17 protein-coding genes are annotated in these 17000 nt (G+C 73.1%); 11 read left to right on the plus strand and 6 right to left on the minus strand.

Annotated elements, in window-relative coordinates; translation table 11 throughout:
- Nucleotides 1-109: 109 nt before the first annotated feature.
- Nucleotides 110-625 carry a peptide-methionine (S)-S-oxide reductase MsrA gene (gene msrA, locus FHL79_RS12760; protein ID WP_138758973.1) on the plus strand — a complete coding sequence of 172 codons (516 nt, stop codon included), beginning with the start codon at nt 110-112 and terminating at the stop codon, nt 623-625.
- Between the two features lie 194 nt (nt 626-819).
- Nucleotides 820-1737 (plus strand): hypothetical protein, encoded by a 918-nt coding sequence (locus FHL79_RS12765; RefSeq protein ID WP_138758974.1) that lies wholly within the window; start codon nt 820-822, stop codon nt 1735-1737.
- A 273-nt stretch (nt 1738-2010) separates the two neighbouring features.
- Here the strand turns inward: FHL79_RS12765 and FHL79_RS12770 are convergent, their stop codons facing one another.
- Nucleotides 2011-4416 carry an ATP-binding SpoIIE family protein phosphatase gene (locus FHL79_RS12770; RefSeq protein WP_138758975.1) on the minus strand — a complete coding sequence of 802 codons (2406 nt, stop codon included), beginning with the start codon at nt 4414-4416 and terminating at the stop codon, nt 2011-2013.
- Between the two features lie 428 nt (nt 4417-4844).
- Here FHL79_RS12770 and FHL79_RS12775 point away from each other — a divergent pair, with 428 nt between their 5' ends.
- Nucleotides 4845-5408 (plus strand): dihydrofolate reductase family protein, encoded by a 564-nt coding sequence (locus tag FHL79_RS12775; protein ID WP_138758976.1) that lies wholly within the window; start codon nt 4845-4847, stop codon nt 5406-5408.
- A gap of 755 nt (nt 5409-6163) precedes the next feature.
- On the opposite strand, the gene FHL79_RS12780 is transcribed toward FHL79_RS12775, so the two are convergent.
- Complete coding sequence (locus FHL79_RS12780) at nt 6164-6547, minus strand: hypothetical protein (RefSeq protein ID WP_138758977.1); 384 nt, start codon at nt 6545-6547, stop codon at nt 6164-6166.
- 195 nt (nt 6548-6742) lie between these two features.
- Between FHL79_RS12780 and FHL79_RS12785 the strand changes: the two genes are divergently transcribed.
- Both FHL79_RS12785 and FHL79_RS12790 read left to right on the plus strand, forming a co-directional pair.
- Nucleotides 6743-7132 (plus strand): ATP-binding protein, encoded by a 390-nt coding sequence (locus tag FHL79_RS12785; RefSeq protein WP_138758978.1) that lies wholly within the window; start codon nt 6743-6745, stop codon nt 7130-7132.
- 301 nt (nt 7133-7433) lie between these two features.
- Nucleotides 7434-7580, plus strand: a complete 147-nt coding sequence (locus FHL79_RS12790; protein ID WP_246080718.1) for a Zn-dependent oxidoreductase — start codon at nt 7434-7436, stop codon at nt 7578-7580.
- 181 nt (nt 7581-7761) lie between these two features.
- On the opposite strand, the gene FHL79_RS12795 is transcribed toward FHL79_RS12790, so the two are convergent.
- A complete protein-coding gene (locus tag FHL79_RS12795; protein WP_138758979.1) occupies nt 7762-8004 on the minus strand; it encodes a helix-turn-helix transcriptional regulator in 243 nt (80 codons plus the stop codon).
- Nucleotides 8001-8423 (minus strand): DUF2178 domain-containing protein, encoded by a 423-nt coding sequence (locus FHL79_RS12800; RefSeq protein ID WP_138758980.1) that lies wholly within the window; start codon nt 8421-8423, stop codon nt 8001-8003. The genes FHL79_RS12795 and FHL79_RS12800 overlap by 4 nt, the downstream gene beginning before the upstream one ends.
- A 948-nt stretch (nt 8424-9371) precedes the next feature.
- Between FHL79_RS12800 and FHL79_RS12805 the strand changes: the two genes are divergently transcribed.
- The 3 genes from FHL79_RS12805 (at nt 9372) to FHL79_RS12815 (ending at nt 11633) form a co-directional block, all read left to right on the plus strand.
- Entirely contained in the window at nt 9372-10376 is a 1005-nt protein-coding gene (locus tag FHL79_RS12805; protein ID WP_246080720.1) for an alpha/beta hydrolase, read from the plus strand.
- 40 nt (nt 10377-10416) lie between these two features.
- Nucleotides 10417-11394, plus strand: a complete 978-nt coding sequence (locus FHL79_RS12810) for a helix-turn-helix domain-containing protein (RefSeq protein ID WP_138758982.1) — start codon at nt 10417-10419, stop codon at nt 11392-11394.
- An 83-nt stretch (nt 11395-11477) separates the two neighbouring features.
- Complete coding sequence (locus tag FHL79_RS12815) at nt 11478-11633, plus strand: Zn-dependent oxidoreductase (protein ID WP_138758983.1); 156 nt, start codon at nt 11478-11480, stop codon at nt 11631-11633.
- Nucleotides 11634-11772: 139 nt separating this feature from the next.
- On the opposite strand, the gene FHL79_RS12820 is transcribed toward FHL79_RS12815, so the two are convergent.
- On the minus strand, nt 11773-12813 hold the full coding sequence (locus FHL79_RS12820; protein WP_138758984.1) for a YdcF family protein: 1041 nt from the start codon (nt 12811-12813) through the stop codon (nt 11773-11775).
- Between the two features lie 98 nt (nt 12814-12911).
- On the opposite strand from FHL79_RS12820, the gene FHL79_RS12825 reads away from it, so the two are divergent.
- Complete coding sequence (locus FHL79_RS12825) at nt 12912-14711, plus strand: lipase family protein (RefSeq protein ID WP_138758985.1); 1800 nt, start codon at nt 12912-12914, stop codon at nt 14709-14711.
- Between the two features lie 42 nt (nt 14712-14753).
- A complete protein-coding gene (locus FHL79_RS12830; protein ID WP_138758986.1) occupies nt 14754-15623 on the plus strand; it encodes a phosphatase PAP2 family protein in 870 nt (289 codons plus the stop codon).
- Nucleotides 15624-15649: 26 nt separating this feature from the next.
- Here the strand turns inward: FHL79_RS12830 and FHL79_RS12835 are convergent, their stop codons facing one another.
- The gene (locus FHL79_RS12835; RefSeq protein ID WP_171058145.1) at nt 15650-16519 is read right to left on the minus strand and encodes a S1C family serine protease; all 870 of its coding nucleotides are present in this window, start codon (nt 16517-16519) and stop codon (nt 15650-15652) included.
- On the opposite strand from FHL79_RS12835, the gene FHL79_RS25115 reads away from it, so the two are divergent.
- Complete coding sequence (locus FHL79_RS25115) at nt 16497-16772, plus strand: hypothetical protein (protein ID WP_171058146.1); 276 nt, start codon at nt 16497-16499, stop codon at nt 16770-16772. The two genes, FHL79_RS12835 and FHL79_RS25115, sit on opposite strands and share 23 nt — an antisense overlap.
- The last annotated feature ends 228 nt before the right edge of the window (nt 16773-17000 follow it).

Here is a 17000-nt window from a genome sequence, read left to right on the forward strand (position 1 = left end):
CCTCGGCACCTGGTCACCCGGGGACGGTCATCGCGCTGTGCCCCGAGGAGGAAACACCGGCCGGGGTCGCGGTGTTCACCCCTCGTGCTGAACACAGAAGGAGGCACACGTGACCACTGAGACCGCGATCCTCGCCGGCGGCTGCTTCTGGGGCGCCCAGGAGCTGTTGCGCAAGCGCCCGGGGGTGCTCTCCACCCGCGTCGGCTACTCCGGGGGCGACACCCCGGATGCCACGTACCGGGACCACGGGGACCACGCCGAGGCGGTCGAGATCGTCTTCGACCCCGAGGTGATCTCGTTCCGGGAGGTGCTGGAGTTCTTCTTCCAGATCCACGACCCGTCGACGAAGGACCGGCAGGGCAACGACGTGGGCCGGGCCTACCGCTCGGCGATCTTCTACACGAGCGAGGAGCAGCAGCGCGTCGCGCTCGACACCATCGCCGACGTCGACGCCTCAGGCCTGTGGCCCGGCCCGGTCGTCACCGAGGTCGCGCCGGCCGGCTCGTTCTGGGAGGCCGAGCCGGAGCACCAGGACTACCTGCAGAAGATCCCCTTCGGCTACACCTGCCACTACGTGCGGCCCGACTGGGTGCTCCCGCGTCGCGAGGCGCAGACCAGCCGATGACCTGAGGCCTCGACCGGCGCGTCCCGGACGGACCAGCTGGGGCGCGCATCGAGGCCATCGGGGTGACGGCGTCGAGGGGGACGTCCCTGCGCAGGGGCGTCCTCCTCGCCGGACCGGACGTGACCGGTGGGACAGCTGGGAGCAGTGGGGCGCGGCGCCGCCACCGGCGCTCATGCCGTGCGCAGGATGGGGGCATGCCCGCCCGACCGCACGCCGTCGCCGCGCTGCCGGCCGCTCCGGGCGTGTACCGCTTCCTCGACGACAGCGGCCGCGTGCTGTACGTCGGGCGCGCTGGAGAGCTGCGCCGCCGGGTCAGCTCCTACTGGGGCGATCTGCGGGACCGCCGCCACCTGCGGCGGATGATGCCCCGGGTCGCCCGGATCGAGGCGCTGGTCTGCGACTCCGCGCACGAGGCGGCCTGGGCCGAACGCAACCTGCTCGAGCGGTCGCTGCCCCCGTGGAACCGGATCGTCGGCGGCCTGGAGCTGCCCGTCAGCATCGGCCTGGACGCCTCGCCGCAGGCGCCACGCCTCGGGCTCGCCTCAGCGCACCGGCCGGCACCGGGTGTCCGCCGCTTCGGCCCCTACCTCGGGGCCGGCAAGGTGCGACTGGCCGTGTCCGGACTCGAACGGCTGTACCCGCTCGGCCACGCCGGCCCGACCCGCACCGCCGGCGAGCGAGAGCTGGCGCGGCTGCGCGGTGGGCAGGACACCCCCGTCGCGCAGCTGGCGAGCGCCGTGGCGTCGGTGTTGGACCGCGAGCCGACGGCGGTCGCCGCCGCGCTGGCGGGGCTGACCGCCCGGCGCGACGCCGCGGCCGGGGCGCAGGCCTACGAGGCCGCCGCCCGGCTCCAGCAGGAGATCGAGGCGGTCGAGTGGGTGGTCGCGCCGCAGCGGGTCACCGCGCACGGCGAGGGAGGGCATGAGGACGTCACCGCGTGGGGAGACGACGTCCTCGTCAGGCTGCGGATCCGGGACGGCCGCCTGCGTGTCTGGGAGCAGGAGACCTGCACCCGGTCGGTGCCCGGCACCGAAGCGCCCGACGGATGGGTGCCCTTCCTGCGGCGCAACGCAGAGCTCGCCGCCCGGCTGGCAGCGTTGCCGGTCAGCTGAGCTGGCCCACGGCCAGGTCGTGCCGGACGAGGGGGGTCCCGGGCATCGTCCGCCGTCCGCCGTCCGCCGTGCGTCGGTCAGCGAGGTCGCCCAGTCCCTTTGCCGAGGACGGGAGCATCAGCCACCCGCGGTCTCATCACCGTGCAGGACCGCGTGCGGCTGCAGAGCAGTGCCTGTTCCTGCTACGAGGTCATCCGGCGGGCCACCAGCGACGCGTTCGGGGCCCGCTGACGTGCATTCAGCTCCCCCGCCCGAGACATCGGCGGCGTGGGGTCAGGTCGGCTTGACGAGGGAGGCCCAGACGAGCTTCCGGTCGGGCTCGTAGTGCACACCGTGCTCGGCAGTGAGGTCGGCGATCACGTACAGGCCGTAGCCGCCCTGCCCGGCGGGGCGTTCCCTGGCCGGCGTGGGCACCTGCCCGGGGGCGGCGTCGGTGACGATGACGATCCACCGTCCGTCGTCGTCACCGATGTGCAGACTGGCCGGCGCCGATCCGTGGCGCAGCGCGTTGGAGGTGAGCTCGTCGATCACCAGGACCGCCCGCTCGACGGCGTCCTCGACGGCCGGCGGCACGTCCTGGTCCCGCGTCGCGCCCAGCGAGGACAGCAGGAAGTGCTGCACCCGCCGGCGCACGAGGCTCAGGCCGCGCAGCGACTCCAGCTGCAGCGACAGCGGGATCTCGGCCGCGGCGGGGACCGGGCTGTCGCCGCGCCAGGAGGCGTGGGCCTCGGCGTACTCCGCCGGCGTCAGGCGGGATCCGCGCACGGTCGCGTCGGCTGCTGACGGGCGGTCATGGTCGTCCGCGGGTGGGTGCTCCCGTCCGGAGCCGGCGACGTCCCCGGGGAGGGGGCCGGCCTCGGCGGGCCGTGGGGGGTGCAGCCGCACGGCGACGAGCGCGACGTCGTCGGTGGGGTGTGCGTCGACCAGCCGTTCCAGGACCTGGTCGCAGAGCTCCTCGAGCGGCAGGTGCGCCAGTTCGGTGGCCAGCCGGCGCAACCTTCCCACGCCGGCGTCCAGGTCGCTGCCGGACCTCTCGACCAGCCCGTCGGTGTAGAGCAGCACCGTCGCGCCGGGAGGCAACTCCATGGCGATCTGCCCACGGGTGCTGGCGGCGTCCACGCCCAGCATCAGCCGGCCCGAGACCTCGGGGACGCCGACGAGCCCGCCGTCCGCGTCGAGGACCACCGGCGGCAGGTGCCCGGCACTGGCCCAGCACAGCCGGGCGACACCCCGGCTCGCTTCCTCGGCCGTCTGCTCCAGAAGACCCATGCCGACGGTGGCGTAGGTGTCCAGGCCGAGCTGGACGATCGCCCTGTCGAGGGTGTCGAGCACCTGCGCCGGGCTCGGTCCGCCGGCCACGGCTATGCCGCGCAGCAGGCTGCGCAGCTGCCCCATGGTCGCTGCGGCACCGGTGTCGTGGCCGACGACGTCGCCGATGACCAGGTTCACGGCCCCATCGACGTGCAGGAACGCGTCGTACCAGTCTCCGCCGACCTGGGCGGTGCCCGTGGCCGGCAGGTACCGGACGGCGATCTGGCAGGTGTCGGGCTGGAAGGGCTCGGTCAGCATGCTCCGCTGCAGTTCTTCCGCCAGCTGCCGGCTGCGCGCAGCGGAACGGCGCTCCTGTGTCAGGGTCTGCAACCGGTCCAGAGCCTGCGCGGACTGGGCGGCGAAGGCCTGCACCAGGTCGACCTCGTCGGAGGTGAAGGAACGCTCCGCCGTCCAGCCGGCCAGCAACGACCCCAGCAGTCGGCCCCTCGCGGACAGCGGGACGGCGATCCAGGACCGTTGCCCGGACTGCTCGAACGCCTCCCGCATCTCCGGCGACCAGGCCTCGGCCTCGGCCTGGCTCTCGTAGACCAGGAGCTCCCCCGTGCGTGCCGTCCACGCGGCGGGCAGCCGGCTGTCCAGGTCGATCATGCCGAACCGCCGTTGCGCCCCTGACCCCAGGGACGGGGTCATGGTCACGTGGACGACGCCGTGGTCGTCGTCGCGAAGTGCGATGGCGCCGCCGTCCGCGCCGATCGCCGCCAGACCGGCGCCGGTGAGGATGCTGGTGACGTCCGCGACGGTGTCGGCCTCGGTCAGCTGGAGCACCACCTGCGCCATGGCCGCCAGCCGGCTGGTCGCCGCCTCCCGGGACGCGAGCACCGCCTGCAGCTCCTGAGTGCGGGCGAACAGGTCGGCTTCGAGCCCGTCGAGGCGGGCCCAGCTGCCCGCCGCACTGCTCTCGGCGAGCCGTTCCCGCTCGGCCAGGTACTCCGACACGTCCTCCACCCGTTGCAGCAACAACCGCACCCGGCCGGTCTCGTCGAGGACGGGCGCGCTGATCAGCGACCAGGCGCGCAGGACCGGGCGGCCCGTCTCCTGGTCGAGCACCTCGTACCGGAACAGCGGCATGTGGTCCGGCGCCCCGGTGTCGCGGGCCCGCTCGAACGAGGTCTGCAGCGGGTTGGCGCCGCTGGCGTCCAGCGCCTCGGCGGAGGGCGGAAAGGCGTCGAAGACGTAGCGGCCGATCAGCTCCGCGCGTGTGCGGCCGAGGAGCTGCAGGTACGCCGGGTTCGCGTCCACGATCGTCAGGTCCGGGGACATCACCAGGTAGGCCGTGGGCAGCGCCCCGAAGACCAGGGCGAGGTCCCCGGCGTCGACGCGGCCGACGTCGCCCACGTCCACGCCCACCTGATCTCCCCCGAGCACTGCGTCTGGCGTGCGCGCGACATGTCGCCCGCGATCTGGACGATGCCATCATGCGTCATCCACCGGTCGGCCGAGCACCAGCCCCGCCAGGGGGCGGCCCGCCCCGCGGGGAACGCAGCCGCGACGTCGTCGACCTGCCCGACCCGGTCCCAGCCACGGCGAGCAGCTGTTCCACATCTCCGCCAGCGGCGTGAGCCCGGCGGATGCTCACCACCGGGAATCGGCCAACTGGCGTCATGGCGCGAAAGGCGGCAGAGAGCGAGGTTCCCGGAGCAGCGGGCAGGAGGCGCCGGCTGACCTGCCGAGCGTCAGTGTGCAGGTGAACCGGTCCTCGGTGTGGGCTGACCGATGACTTCTCCGTGCCGTGCCGGTCTGTACGGCGAGCACCGACTCACCGGAGGCTGACACCGTTGCGAAGACTGACCTACGGCATGAACCTGAGCCTGGACGGCTACATCGCCGCGCCCGGCGACGACCTCGGCTGGAGCAGGCCGAACGACGAGCTGTTCCAGTGGTGGTCCGACCGGGTGGGGGCGACCGGCCTGGCGCTGTACGGGCGCAGACTGTGGGAGGGGATGAGCTCCCACTGGCCGGCCGCCGACCGGGAGCCCGGCGCCACCCCGGCGCAGATCGAGTACGCCCGCCGCTGGCGGGACATGCCGAAGGTGGTGTTCTCCTCCACGCCGAGCGCGGTCGAGTGGAACACCCGCCTGGTCACCGGCGACGCGGTTCCCGAGATCACCCGGCTCAAGGCCGAGGACGGCGGCCCCATGGACATCGCCGGGGCCACCCTCGCCGCGGCGGCGATGCGGGCCGGGCTGATCGACGAGTACGCGATCGTCACCCACCCGGTCCTGGTGGGCGGCGGCACGCCGTTCTTCACGGCCCTGGACAACTGGGTGGACCTGACCCTGGTGGAGACCCGGACGTTTCCCGACGGCGTGCTCCTGACCAGGTACGAGACCAGGCGCTGAGTCCCCCGACGGACGGCTGGACCGGGTGGCTACCGGGCCGACCTGCACGGGCTGACCCCGCAGTGACCGGAAGTGTGGGGGTCCTCGTCGAGCGGGAGGGCCCGTACGTCTCAGCCCGGAGCCGACAGCTGGTCACCGTCCCCACTCCCCGCACCTCGGCGCGAGCCCTCCGCGGGGTCGGCCAGGACGATGCCCGACGGCCGCCGGTGCCCGTCACGGGATGGCGCCCCGGGGCCCGCTGTCCCTGGGCTGCCCGGCATGCGTGCTGTGCAGATCACCCGTTTCGCGGCCCCGAGGTCATCGACGTCGTCGACCTGCCCGACCCCGTCCCTGGTGACGGCCGGCCGGCGGGCTGGCCGGATGCAGGTGGAGGGCCGGCGGCGGGTGTTGCAGCCGGCCTGAGCGGGCTACCGGATCAGTTGGACACGAACGGGGAGATCGAGGGATGCCCAGGCACGATCGGCGGTGAGCACCTCGGCCGGACTGCTGCGCAGTGCGCGAGCCAAGCAACACCGATCCCCCACGGACAGCGCTCGGCCTCCTTCGATCGCGCGACGGGGACCACAGGATCTCCCGGCGCCGCATTCGTGGAGCAGCTCTGTGCGCCTCCAGCATGACGATGCTCGAGTTCCACGCCCACACGGGCCCGCACCCCCGATGGCATCCCGGTCGAGCTCCCACCCGGCAGTGAGCAGGGCGACCGCAGGTGGATCGACTTGCTGGTCGACGAGGTGCTCGACCCCGCGCTGGAGTCGCTACTCCGCCGAGTCGGCGCTCACCCGGTCGGGATCGATGCCCCGCTCGCGGAGGAGCGCGGACACCCGCTGGCGGGTGACGCCGTACAGCGCCGCGATCTTGTTGATGCTCACGTTCTCCGCAGACAGCGCAGCAGCCTGCTCGCGGCGCCATTGACTTCCCACGGTGGACAGCGAGGCCATCGCGCTGCTCATCTGCTCGACGATCAGCGGACGGTCCTCAGACGAGACGATGTCGTACCAGTCCCGCCCCTCGGCGCGCTGCTCGCACAGGGTGCGTGCGCGTTCGCGAGCCAGCGTGAGCTCGTCCACCACACTGCCGAGCGCCTCGATCAGCAGTGTGAGGGCGGCGTCTGCCCCGCCCTCCAGCGGTTCCGGCTGCACGTGACCCTCCGCTCTGCGACCGCCTCAGCGGCAGCGTCCGCACCAGACTACGCCAGTCGTCACAGCCGTTGCATGCAACGGGGGTTGCGCAGCGTGATCGGGTGTGCGCACACTGGTGCCGAACCGTGTTGCCCCCCACCGGATCGTGTGTCGGGGACATCCTCTTGAGCCGTCCCGGCCGGAACGAGGCCCCGCATGTCCACCCTGACCGCGACCGCGGACCTGAGACCAACGGCGCGAAGTGTCGTGTCCGCCCGGCGCATGGTCGGTGAGCTCCTCACCGCCTGGGTCTCGCCCCACGACCGGCAGGACGTCGAGCTGCTGGTCACCGAGCTCGTGGCCAACGTGGTCGACCACGCGGGTGCCGAGTCGGTGCTCACCTTGGAGGTCAGCCTGTCCGAGACCTGGCTGCGCATCTCCGTCACCGACGGCTCAGCGATCCGGCCCGTCGTCCAGGAACTCGATCACACGGCCCCCCGTGGCCGCGGCATGCAGATCGTCGAGGCCATAGCTGACCGCTGGGGAGCAGAGGACCACCACGGCGGCAAGCGCGTCTGGCTCGAGCTGCACGCGCCACACATCTGACGTGGGTCCCGCCACGCCCGACCCGGAGCCAGCGGTGCTCCCCGACGCAGTGGCGACCCGGCTGGGCCTGGTCGTGCCGTGGTAGGCGGCTCGGTGTTCGTGATCTCGCTCGGTGCTGACGAGCAGCCATGGCGAACACCTCGCAGCGCACAGCGCGCTCTGCCTGCAAGGCCTGACGACTTCCGGGACATGACGGCCCACGAACGAGTCGACGAACTTCGCAACGCCCGCCCACCGGAGTGACCACCGGGTAGGAACCACCCGCCGAGTCCTCCCACCTGGCCCCACCCTCACGCGTGCTGTGCAGATCACCCGCCTGGCCGGCCCCGAGGTCATGGACGTCGTCGACCTGCCCGACACGGTCCCCGGGGACGGCGAGCAGCTCTTCTACATCTCATCCAGCGGCGTGAACTCCGCCGACACTCACCATCAGGTGTCGCGCGACTGACCTGACCCGGCGGCACGGGGGTCGCCCGAGCCCGCACCCGCGTGTGACGCTCGCCCACCACGTGGTCCATTGCTCGCCGACCGCCACACCACGCTCCACGGCCGGCATCGACTCGGGCGGCCCACCTCGGTGACGTCCCGCCGGGTGGTGTCAGTCCGGCATCCCCCCACCCAGCGGGACGTCAGCCGCCGGCACGCCCCTCAGTCGGTCGGACGGGGGTCCATTGGAAGACGTCTCCCAGGTCCTCCCCGAAGACATGTGCGATGCGGAACGCCGCTTCGAGGGAGGGGGAGTACCTGCCGGACTCGATTGCGGCGATCGTCTGCCGGGTGACGCCGATGCGCTGGCCCAGCTCGGTCTGCGACATCTCGCCGTGGAGGAACCGCAACGTGCGTATCCGGTTGGCCAGCGACCCCTCGATCACGACTGCCGGCGGTAGCTCGTCACCACGCACGCGTAGTGGACCACCTCTGCGAGGGTCACGGCGAACAGAGCCGCATTGATGATGTCCCAACCACTGTTGTTGAACGGCATCACGACACCGACCAAGATCACGCCGACGACCAGGACGTAGTACGCCGCGGCGACCGAGTGGCGGTCGATCGCACGATCACGTTCGTCGGGTGGCGTGCGCGCATCCAAGGGTGACCGGTGCCGCAGGTACCACCGCCCCGACCCGATCAGCAGCGCTTGGGCGAGGGCCGCGATTGCGAACAGGACCAAGTAGTCCAGGCCCGGTAGGTCGCTGCTCGGTGGGGACACGGCGGCGCGGACGAAGTAGGGACCGAGGGTGAGGGCAATGGCGATCAGCGAGAGCCAGGCGATCTTCTCCCGATAGGGCATCACAACCTCCAGCGTGTCGGGACGTCAGCCAAACCGTACATGATGTTAAGTCTACTTAACAGTCATTTCGCGAGGGTCCTGGCCGTCACATGCGGGAGGATGCCGATCCCGGTGTCCTGAGACGCATGTCAGCTGGTCGACGCGCCCGGGATCCGGGGCCCGGTGATGAACGGCGACGAACGCCGGCCCAGCGCGCGCGACGATGACCGCCCTCCTCGGCTCGCAGCCGGTCGGGGTGGGGCCATGCGCGTGCGCGATCGGCTGCAGGAACTCGGCCCGACGCTGCCCCAGGCGCCGGCGATCCCGGTCACCACGACCGCATGGTGTCGATGGCACCCCCCGGTGGCCCCTTCGGAAGGGTGCAGGACTGCGTGTCACCGGGGGGCACCACAGTCCGCGCGGCTGGCCGCCCTCGCTGTCTTCGCCAGCCGGGGGACCTGACCAGGACCTGGGCTCGGGGCAGTTCCTGGACTTCGACCGCGTGAGCCAGGCGGCGGCGATCGCGACTCCGACGATGGTCGTGCACCCGCTCGCGGGCATGAACATCCTGCCGGACCTCGACGCCGCCCTGGAACTCCCTCCAGCCCCAGCCCGGGCCTCGCCGAACGCGAGATCTCCCAGGCGGTGCTGTTCCTGGCCTCCGACGGGGCGCGGTGCATCACCGGCGTCACCCTGCCGGTCGACGCAGGCAACACCAACACGCCCGGACGGCACAGCTGCAGTCCCCTGCAGCGCTCGTCGCAGGAGGTCGCGGCGCCACGCAGAGTCAGCTCTTCGCTGACGTGCATCACCGCTGTCGGCCAACGGACACACCTCGCCGTCCCGCCTCCGAGCTCGCCACCGCCACGTGGCGGAAGACGCCCGCCACCTGGCGCTGGGTCTCCGCCGGGGGGCGAAGAGACGATGGTGACGGCGGTCACGATCGGCCGTCTCGCCCCAGGAGGATCCTTGACACTGACGTCACCTTCGGCAGCCAACGGCGCGGACGCGCCCCAGCCGCCCTTCGACCCCCATGTCGCGGCGGCACTCGATGCGCTGGCCGGGCTCATCCCATCCGCCCTCACCGCCGACATGATCCCGCTGCTGCGCCAGCCCAACCCTGCGATGCCACCGGCCACCGACCAGGAGCTCAACCGGGATGGTGCCTTCACCGTCACCACCCGGTCGGTCCCCGGCCCGGAAGGCGCGCCGGACGTCGAGGTCATCGTCTGCCTCCCGACGGGCGCGGCCGCACCGACCGCAGCCGTCCTGCACACCCACGGCGGCGGCATGATCATCGGCGACGCCCGCACCGGCCTGCTCGAGGTCATGGACTGGGCCGCCGAGCTGCAACTCGCCGTGGTGTCGGTGGAGTACCGGCTGGCCCCGGAGACGCCTCATCCCGGTCCGGTCGAGGACTGCTACGCCGCGCTCCTGTGGACCACCCGCAACGCCGCCGACCTGGGCATCGACCCCGATCGCATCGTGGTGGCCGGGGCCAGCGCCGGTGGCGGGCTGGCGGCGGCCCTGGCGCTGATGGCCCGCGACCGCGGGGACGTCGCCCTGGCCGGGCAGCTCCTGATCTACCCGATGCTCGACGACCGCAACGACACCTTCTCCGCGCACCAGATGCGCGGTGTCGGCGTATGGGACCAGGTCTCCAACGACACCGGCTGGACGGCGCTGCTCGGGGACGACCGCGGCGGCCCCCACGTCTCGCCCTACGCCGCCCCGGCCCGGGCCACCGACCTGTCGGGCCTGCCGCCGGCCTTCATCGACGTGGCGTCGACGGAGACCTTCCGGGACGAGGACGTCGCCTACGCCACCCGCATCTGGCAGGCCGGCGGCGTCGCCGAGCTGCACGTGTGGCCCGGCGGCTGCCACGGGTTCGACCAGTTCGTGCCGGATGCCCGGATCTCCCGCGAGGCCCGGGCCGCTCGGCTGCGGTGGCTGCGCCAGCTGCTCGCGCCGTGACGCCCTGGTCACCAGACGTTCGGAGGTCCACAGTGGGCCGGTGAACGACCTCGCGCTCCGCCTCGCGGCCCTGGACCCCGAGGCGGGCGCGGCGGTCCGGGTGATCGGGCACTTCGACGCGCTGACCGAGGCGCGGGCGGACCTGCAGTCCATCGTCCGCAGCGCAGCCGAGCTGGCCGACTGCCCCATGCTGCTGGTCGACCGGCCCCGCGGTCTGGTCGTGCGCGTCCAGGCCGACGGCACGGTCAGCACCGCAGCGGACCCGGTCGTCGACCCGGGGTGGCCGTCGACCCAGGTGGCCGGCACCGACGCCGTGCTCTGGCTCGAGGGGACCAACCCGCCAGGGACCGTGCAGGCCGTCGTCCTGGAGCGGGCGGCGGCCGCCATCCGGACCGTGCTCCAACGGACCCGGTCACGTCGGGTGGTCGACGACCCGGCCTCGGTGGAGCTCGTGCTCGACGCTGCGGCCCCCGAGGCCGACCGGCTGGCCGCCGCCCGTCGGCTCGGGGTGACGACCACGGCACGGGCGGTCGCCCTCGCCGGCGGCCGCTCCCTCGTGCTGGGTCTGGACGGCGTCCTTCCCGAGGGCGTGCGGCTAGGGGTCGGACCGGCCGCCGCGGTGGTCGACCTGCCGGCCTCGGGCGAGCAGGCCCGGCTGGCGCTCCGGCTCACCGCCGAGGGCACCGAGGATGATCCGGGCCCGCGGGTGGTGCACGCCGACGGACTGGGCGCGCTGCCGCTGCTCGTGCGGGCCGCCGACGGCTCGGACGTGCCCGACGTCCGGGCGCTCGAGCACGCCGCAACCGTCGGGCCGTGGGCGCTGGCCACGCTGGACGCCGTCGCCACCGCGACGAGCCTGCGCGACGCCGCCCGGGCGCTGCACGTCCACCACTCCACGCTCCAGGACCGGCTGCTGCACGCCGAGACCGCGCTCGGCTGGGGTGTCCGTGAACCAGCCGGTCGACTGCGCCTGCAACTGGCCCTGGTGCTACGGCGGGCAGCCCACCATCGGCGCTGAGTTCTGCATGGGCCTCCGACCGATCCACGCGACCGTCCTGGCCGGCACTGATGCCGGGCTCGCCACGCCCCAGCCTGCTGCACATGCGTGCTGTGCAGATCACCCGCTTCGGCGGCCCCGAGGTCATGGACGTCGTCGACCTGCCCGACCCCACCCCCGGGGAGGGCGAGACGTTGTTCGAGGTCTCCTCGTCCGGCGTCGACTTCGCCGACACCCACCACCGGCTGTCGGCCGACTGACATGAGCCGAGGCCGGGCTCCCGCCGCGTACGGGAGGCCGCACCGATCACCCCTGCTCACGGTCAGCGGCGGCGATGAGACCCAGATGCGCAGGAGAGACAGCCACCGGCACCGGCGTCGCCGGGCGAGCGCGCTCCCGTCAGACGGCGGTCAGGGACAGCCAGGTGGCGAGCATCATGCTCCCGATCGCCAGGCCGGGGAGGAGCACCAGGGAGCGATGGTCGACGAGCACCGCCACGAACTCCCGGAGGTAGGCGCTGGGCCAGTAGTACCGAGCAGTCGGAGCACCGATCGCCTGGGCGTCGATGCCGAGCACGCGCGCGAGCATGGCCGCCCGAGGAGCGTGGTAGTCGTTCGTGACCACCAGGTAGGGCGCGGGCACGCCATGCTGCTCCAGCAGGTGCGCGCTGTAGAGGAGGTTCTCCCGCGTGGTGCGTGACCGGTCTTCGACCAGGATGCCGTCGGCGGCCACCCCGTGCTGGCGGAGCCACTCCCCCATGACCCGGCCTTCGGGGTAGGGCTCATCCGGGCCTTGCCCGCCACTGACGACTATCGGGATCGGCTCGGCCCGCTCCTCGACGGCGGTGACGGCCCGGCGCAGTCGCGCGGCGAGCAACGGCGGCACCTGACCTCTGACCAGGCCGGCTCCGAGCACGATCACTGCCGAGCCCGACGCGCGCCGGGCCGTCCAGGAGTACAGCGCGGTGTGCACTGCGAACACCAGGAACAGCAGGCCTGCGCAGGCCTGGGCAGCGAGGAGGCCCACGGCCAGCGTGCCGGTCACCGGGTTCTCGTGGCGGAGCAACAGGACGAGGATGACGGGCAGGCCCAGCAGCGACAGCCCTGCCAGCAGTGACAGCGCGTTGCCCAGCGACCGGCTCTCCCGTCGGAGCATGAGGACGCCGTCCACGACGAGCAGCAACGGCAGGAGCAGGAGACCGAGAGCGACCACTCCTCCGACCACGAGGGTGACGGCGTCCGTCAGGCCCTCCAGGAGGGGAGACCGCGAGGCAACCAACACGACGAGCCCCAGCAGGTAGTGCACGGCGAGGACCGCGAGGACGCCGTTGCGTAGCGAGCGTGGATCCCGCCTCAGCGACCACACCAGCGCTCCGGTCACGGCGAGAGCACCGATGAGGGGGCTGAGGACGTGCACCGGGAAGTCGGTCGCGGGGCCCATCTGCAGAACCCAATCACCTGGGACCGGCGTTCCCGAGGTCGGCGGGCGACGGCTGATCGGCCGGTGGGGACGGATGACGGTGTCGCTACCTTCCCGTCGTGCAGTCCGAGACGCCGTACCGCCGCGTGAGTCGGCGGGTCCGCGCGCTGCCCTGCCTGCTGGCCCGAGCGCCGGAGTGGGTGCTGGTGGTCATCGGCGCGGCGACCACGGCGCTGGGCCTCCTGCTCGCCCTGCGACCGCTCAGCTCGCTCACGGCCCTGGGCATCTACACCGGCGCCAGCTGCGTGGTCTCCGGCGTGGGTGACCTGGTCACGCGTCGCGACCAGGCCGGGAGACTGTCGCTGGCCATCGGGATCGGCTGGGTGCTCGCGGGATCGGCCGTGCTGGCCTGGCTCGGCCGGAGCCTGCAGTTGCTCGGGCCGTTCGTGGCAGGCCTCCTGTTCGTCACCGGGGTCGTCAAGCTGCTCGACCTGCGTCGCGGCCTGACCACCGACCGACTGCTCACCGGCGCCTTCGGCCTGTCGGAGGTCGCCTTCGGCCTCGTCGCATGGGCGTGGCCGGACGCCACCCTGCTGATCGTCGCCCTCCTCTTCGGGGTGCGCACCGCCGGCTTCGGTCTGACCCTCCTCGGGAGGGCGATCGCGGTGAGGCGAGCATCGTCGGCCACCGCAGGCGCGGCGCCCCGGCGCACGCGTCCCCCTGCCCTGCGCTGGACGGCCGCTGTCGTCCTGCTGATGGCGGGCGCGACGCTGGTGGTCAGCGGACAGTTCCGCGGCGGCATCCCGGTGCTCGACGACTTCTACGACGCGCCGGACGTCGTCCCCGACGAGCCCGGCCAGCTGCTGCGCGCCGAGCCCTACGACGGGGACCTGCCGCAGGGCCTGACGGCCTACCGCATCCTCTACACGACGACCGCGGACGAGGGCGTCCCCGGCCTGGCGAGCGGGGTGGTCGCGGTGCCCACCGAGCCCGCCGGCCGGCCGACACCGCTGATCGCGTGGGCTCACGGCACGGTCGGGGTCGCGCGGGCCTGCGCCCCCAGCCTGGGGCGGAACGCCATCTCCACCGAGGGCATGCCGTCGATGGACGCCCTGGCCCGCAACGGCTGGGGCATGGTCGCGACCGACTACATCGGTCAGGGCACCGAGGGCGCCTTCCCCTATCTGATCGGGCAGGGCGAGGGACGCTCGGTCCTGGACGCCGTCCGGGCCGCGCACCAGGTCGACGGCCTCGACCTGGCGCCCGAGACGGTCATCTGGGGACACTCCCAGGGCGGGCACGCCGCGCTGTGGGCCGGGCAGCTGGCGCCGACGTACGCGCCGGACGTCGACGTCGTCGGGACCGCCGCCCTGTCGGCGGCGAGCGACCCGCTGGGCATGGCCGAACTCGTCACCTCCCACCCCGGCGCCCTCGGGGCCAGCCTGGGGATCTCGTTCGTGCTGGCCGCCTACAGCCGGACCTATCCCGACATCTCCCTCGCCGACGTCACCCCGGCGGCGCGGACGCTGGTGGAGGAGGCGGCCGCCCGGTGCACCAGCGAACCGGGGACCCTCGTCACCGTCCTCACCGGCGTCGCCGTCTCCCGGGACACCCCCATGCTCGTGCACGACCCGGCGGCCGGTGCCGTGGGTCGGCGGCTGCGGCAGAACGTGCCGCTGGGGCCGTGGGCCGCCCCGTTGTTCCTCGCCCAGGGCATGGCGGACGAGGTCATCAGCCCGCGCCTGCAGGACGACTACGCGGCACGACTCTGCGCCGCCGGGCGCCCGCTGTCCTACGAGCGGTACGAGGGAAAGACGCACATGGGCGTCCTCGAGCCCGACTCGGCACTGAACGCCGACCTCGAGCAGTGGACACAGGACCGGCTCGCGGGACTCCCGCAGCAGACCACCTGTCCCTGATCCCGGTTCGGGCAGGCCGACGACGACCGACGAGAGGGTCGCATGGACTCCGAGCGCACGACCCCCCACCCGCGCCGCTGGCTGCTGGTCGCCGCCGTCGCCGCCGTCCTCGTCGCGGTCACCTACTGGGCCGCCGTGCGGACCGTCACCGGCCAGCGCATCGAGAACGCCGCACTGCGCGGCGCCGACCAGGCCACCGGAGCGGCGCGCCTCGCTGCCTCGGACCAGCTGTCCTGGATCACGCTGTCCTCGTTCGCACTGGTCTCCGTCGTCGTGGTGCTGGCCGCCTGGTGGCGGGGTGGGCTCCGCCTGGCCGTCGGCGCGGGGACCGTCCTGGCCGGGTCGACGGTGATCACCGAGACGCTCAAGCGGGTCCTCCCCCGGCCGCAGCTCATCCCGGTGACCGGGGACTACACGCACAACAGCTTCCCGAGCGGGCACACCACGATCGCGATGTCCGCGCTCTTCGCGGTGCTCATCGTGCTGCCCCACCGCTGGCGAGGCGTCGGCGTGGCCGTCGGGGCGGCCTACGCGGTGGCGATCGGTGCCCAGACGGTCACCGCGAAGTGGCACCGGCTCAGCGACACCGTCGGCGCCGACCTCGTCGCGCTGGCCGCCGCCTGTCTCGTCCTGGCCTGCCTGGCGCGCAGCGGCCAGCTGCGGCCGGTGTCCGAGCGCCGGCCGCTCCGGGTGTGGACGGTCGGTGTGGCACTGGCCCTCGTGAGCGGGCTGGCCCTGGTCGTGGGGGGCATCGTCCTGGTGCTGGGCGAGGTCCCGGCGACTCCCGACCCGGTGCTGGACTACAACCCCTACCTCGCCGCACACAGCCTCGCGCTCGGTTGTTCCGGCCTGGCCACCCTGGTGCTGTGGCCCACCCTGCGCCAGGTGGAGGTCGGATCGCGGCGTCGGTGAGCCCTCCGGGAGCGGGAGGCCCGACCTCAGCCGGGCAGCTCGACCGGGCGGAGGGTGAGGTCCTGACGCTCGGCTCCGCGGCGGATCGTGACCGTGACGGGTTCGCCGACCGGCAGGGTGGCCAGCACGTCCCCGAACTCCCCGGTCGTCAGCGTCCCCGTGCCGTCCACCGAGACGACGATGTCCCCAGGGCGGAGCCCCGACTGATCGGCCGGCCCGCCGGGGTCGACGGCGACGACGCCCAGTCCACGAGGGCGTCCCGTGGTCGGGTCGAGCACCGTCGTCACCTCTGCACCGATGCTGGCCCGCCCGGGCCGGGTGACGGTGCCGGTCTCGATGATCTGGTCGGCCAGGGCCAGGACGTCGTCCGCCGGGATGGCGAACCCAGTCACCCCGGCGGCAGGGCCGCCCTCCGTGGCGACCGTGGCGGTGGGGACGCCGACGACGCTCCCGTCGAGCGCGACGAGGGCCCCGCCACTGTTGCCCGGGGAGACGGCCGCCGAGGTCTGGATCATGTCGGGCAAGGTCAGCTCCGGGGAGGTGCCGTTCGCCGGGACGGTGACGGTGCGGCCGGTCGCACTGACGATGCCGTCGGTGACCGTGCCGCTGACGCCCAGCGGGTTGCCCATCGCCAGCACCGGGGTGCCGACGGCGAGCTCAGCGGAGTTGGCCCAGCTGGCCGGGCGCAGGCCGCGAGGCGGGTCGATCTTGACCACCGCGAGGTCGTTCGGTGTGAAGGTGCCGACGACCGTGCCGGTGAGCGGGCCGACCGTCTGGGCGGCGAGCACCTGCACCGAGCGGTCCGGGCCGACCACGTGCGCGTTGGTGACGATGTGCCCGGCCCGGTCGTACACCACCCCAGAGCCGGTCGCGGTGCTCGACCTGATCTCGACCACGCTCGGCATCGTGTCGCTGACCGTCTGCTCGGTTGACCCGACGCCCGCTGCCGCGGCGCCGGTCGAGGTCGTCGGCGCACCATCGGTGTCAGTGCAGCCGCTCAGTGCGACGGCGGCAACCACCAGCGCGCACGCCACCGGCAGCCAGCGCGACCGACCGCTGCCACGTGCCCCGGCATGTCTGCCGCTCACCCGCGAACCCGCCCGGGTGCCTGCGACCGCACAGCAGGACGAGCCACGTCCACCGTGCTGACTGCTCCGCGGCCAGCATCCCCCACGCCGGCGTCCCGCTCGAACCGCCGCCCGGTCGAGGTCGACATGCTCCTCCTCAGGGGTGTGCGCTGCCCGGTCGTCGACGGTCACCAGGACCGTACCCACCCGTCCGGCCAGGTGCCTCTCGTGGCGCAGCTCCCGGGACACCCGTCCCGGCGCGCTGACCGTCCGCGACCACCGCCTGCTGTGCGCGGTGTGGCCGGGCACG

It is taken from the genome of Modestobacter altitudinis, assembly GCF_005930475.1.
GTDB classification, from domain to species: domain Bacteria; phylum Actinomycetota; class Actinomycetes; order Mycobacteriales; family Geodermatophilaceae; genus Modestobacter; species Modestobacter altitudinis.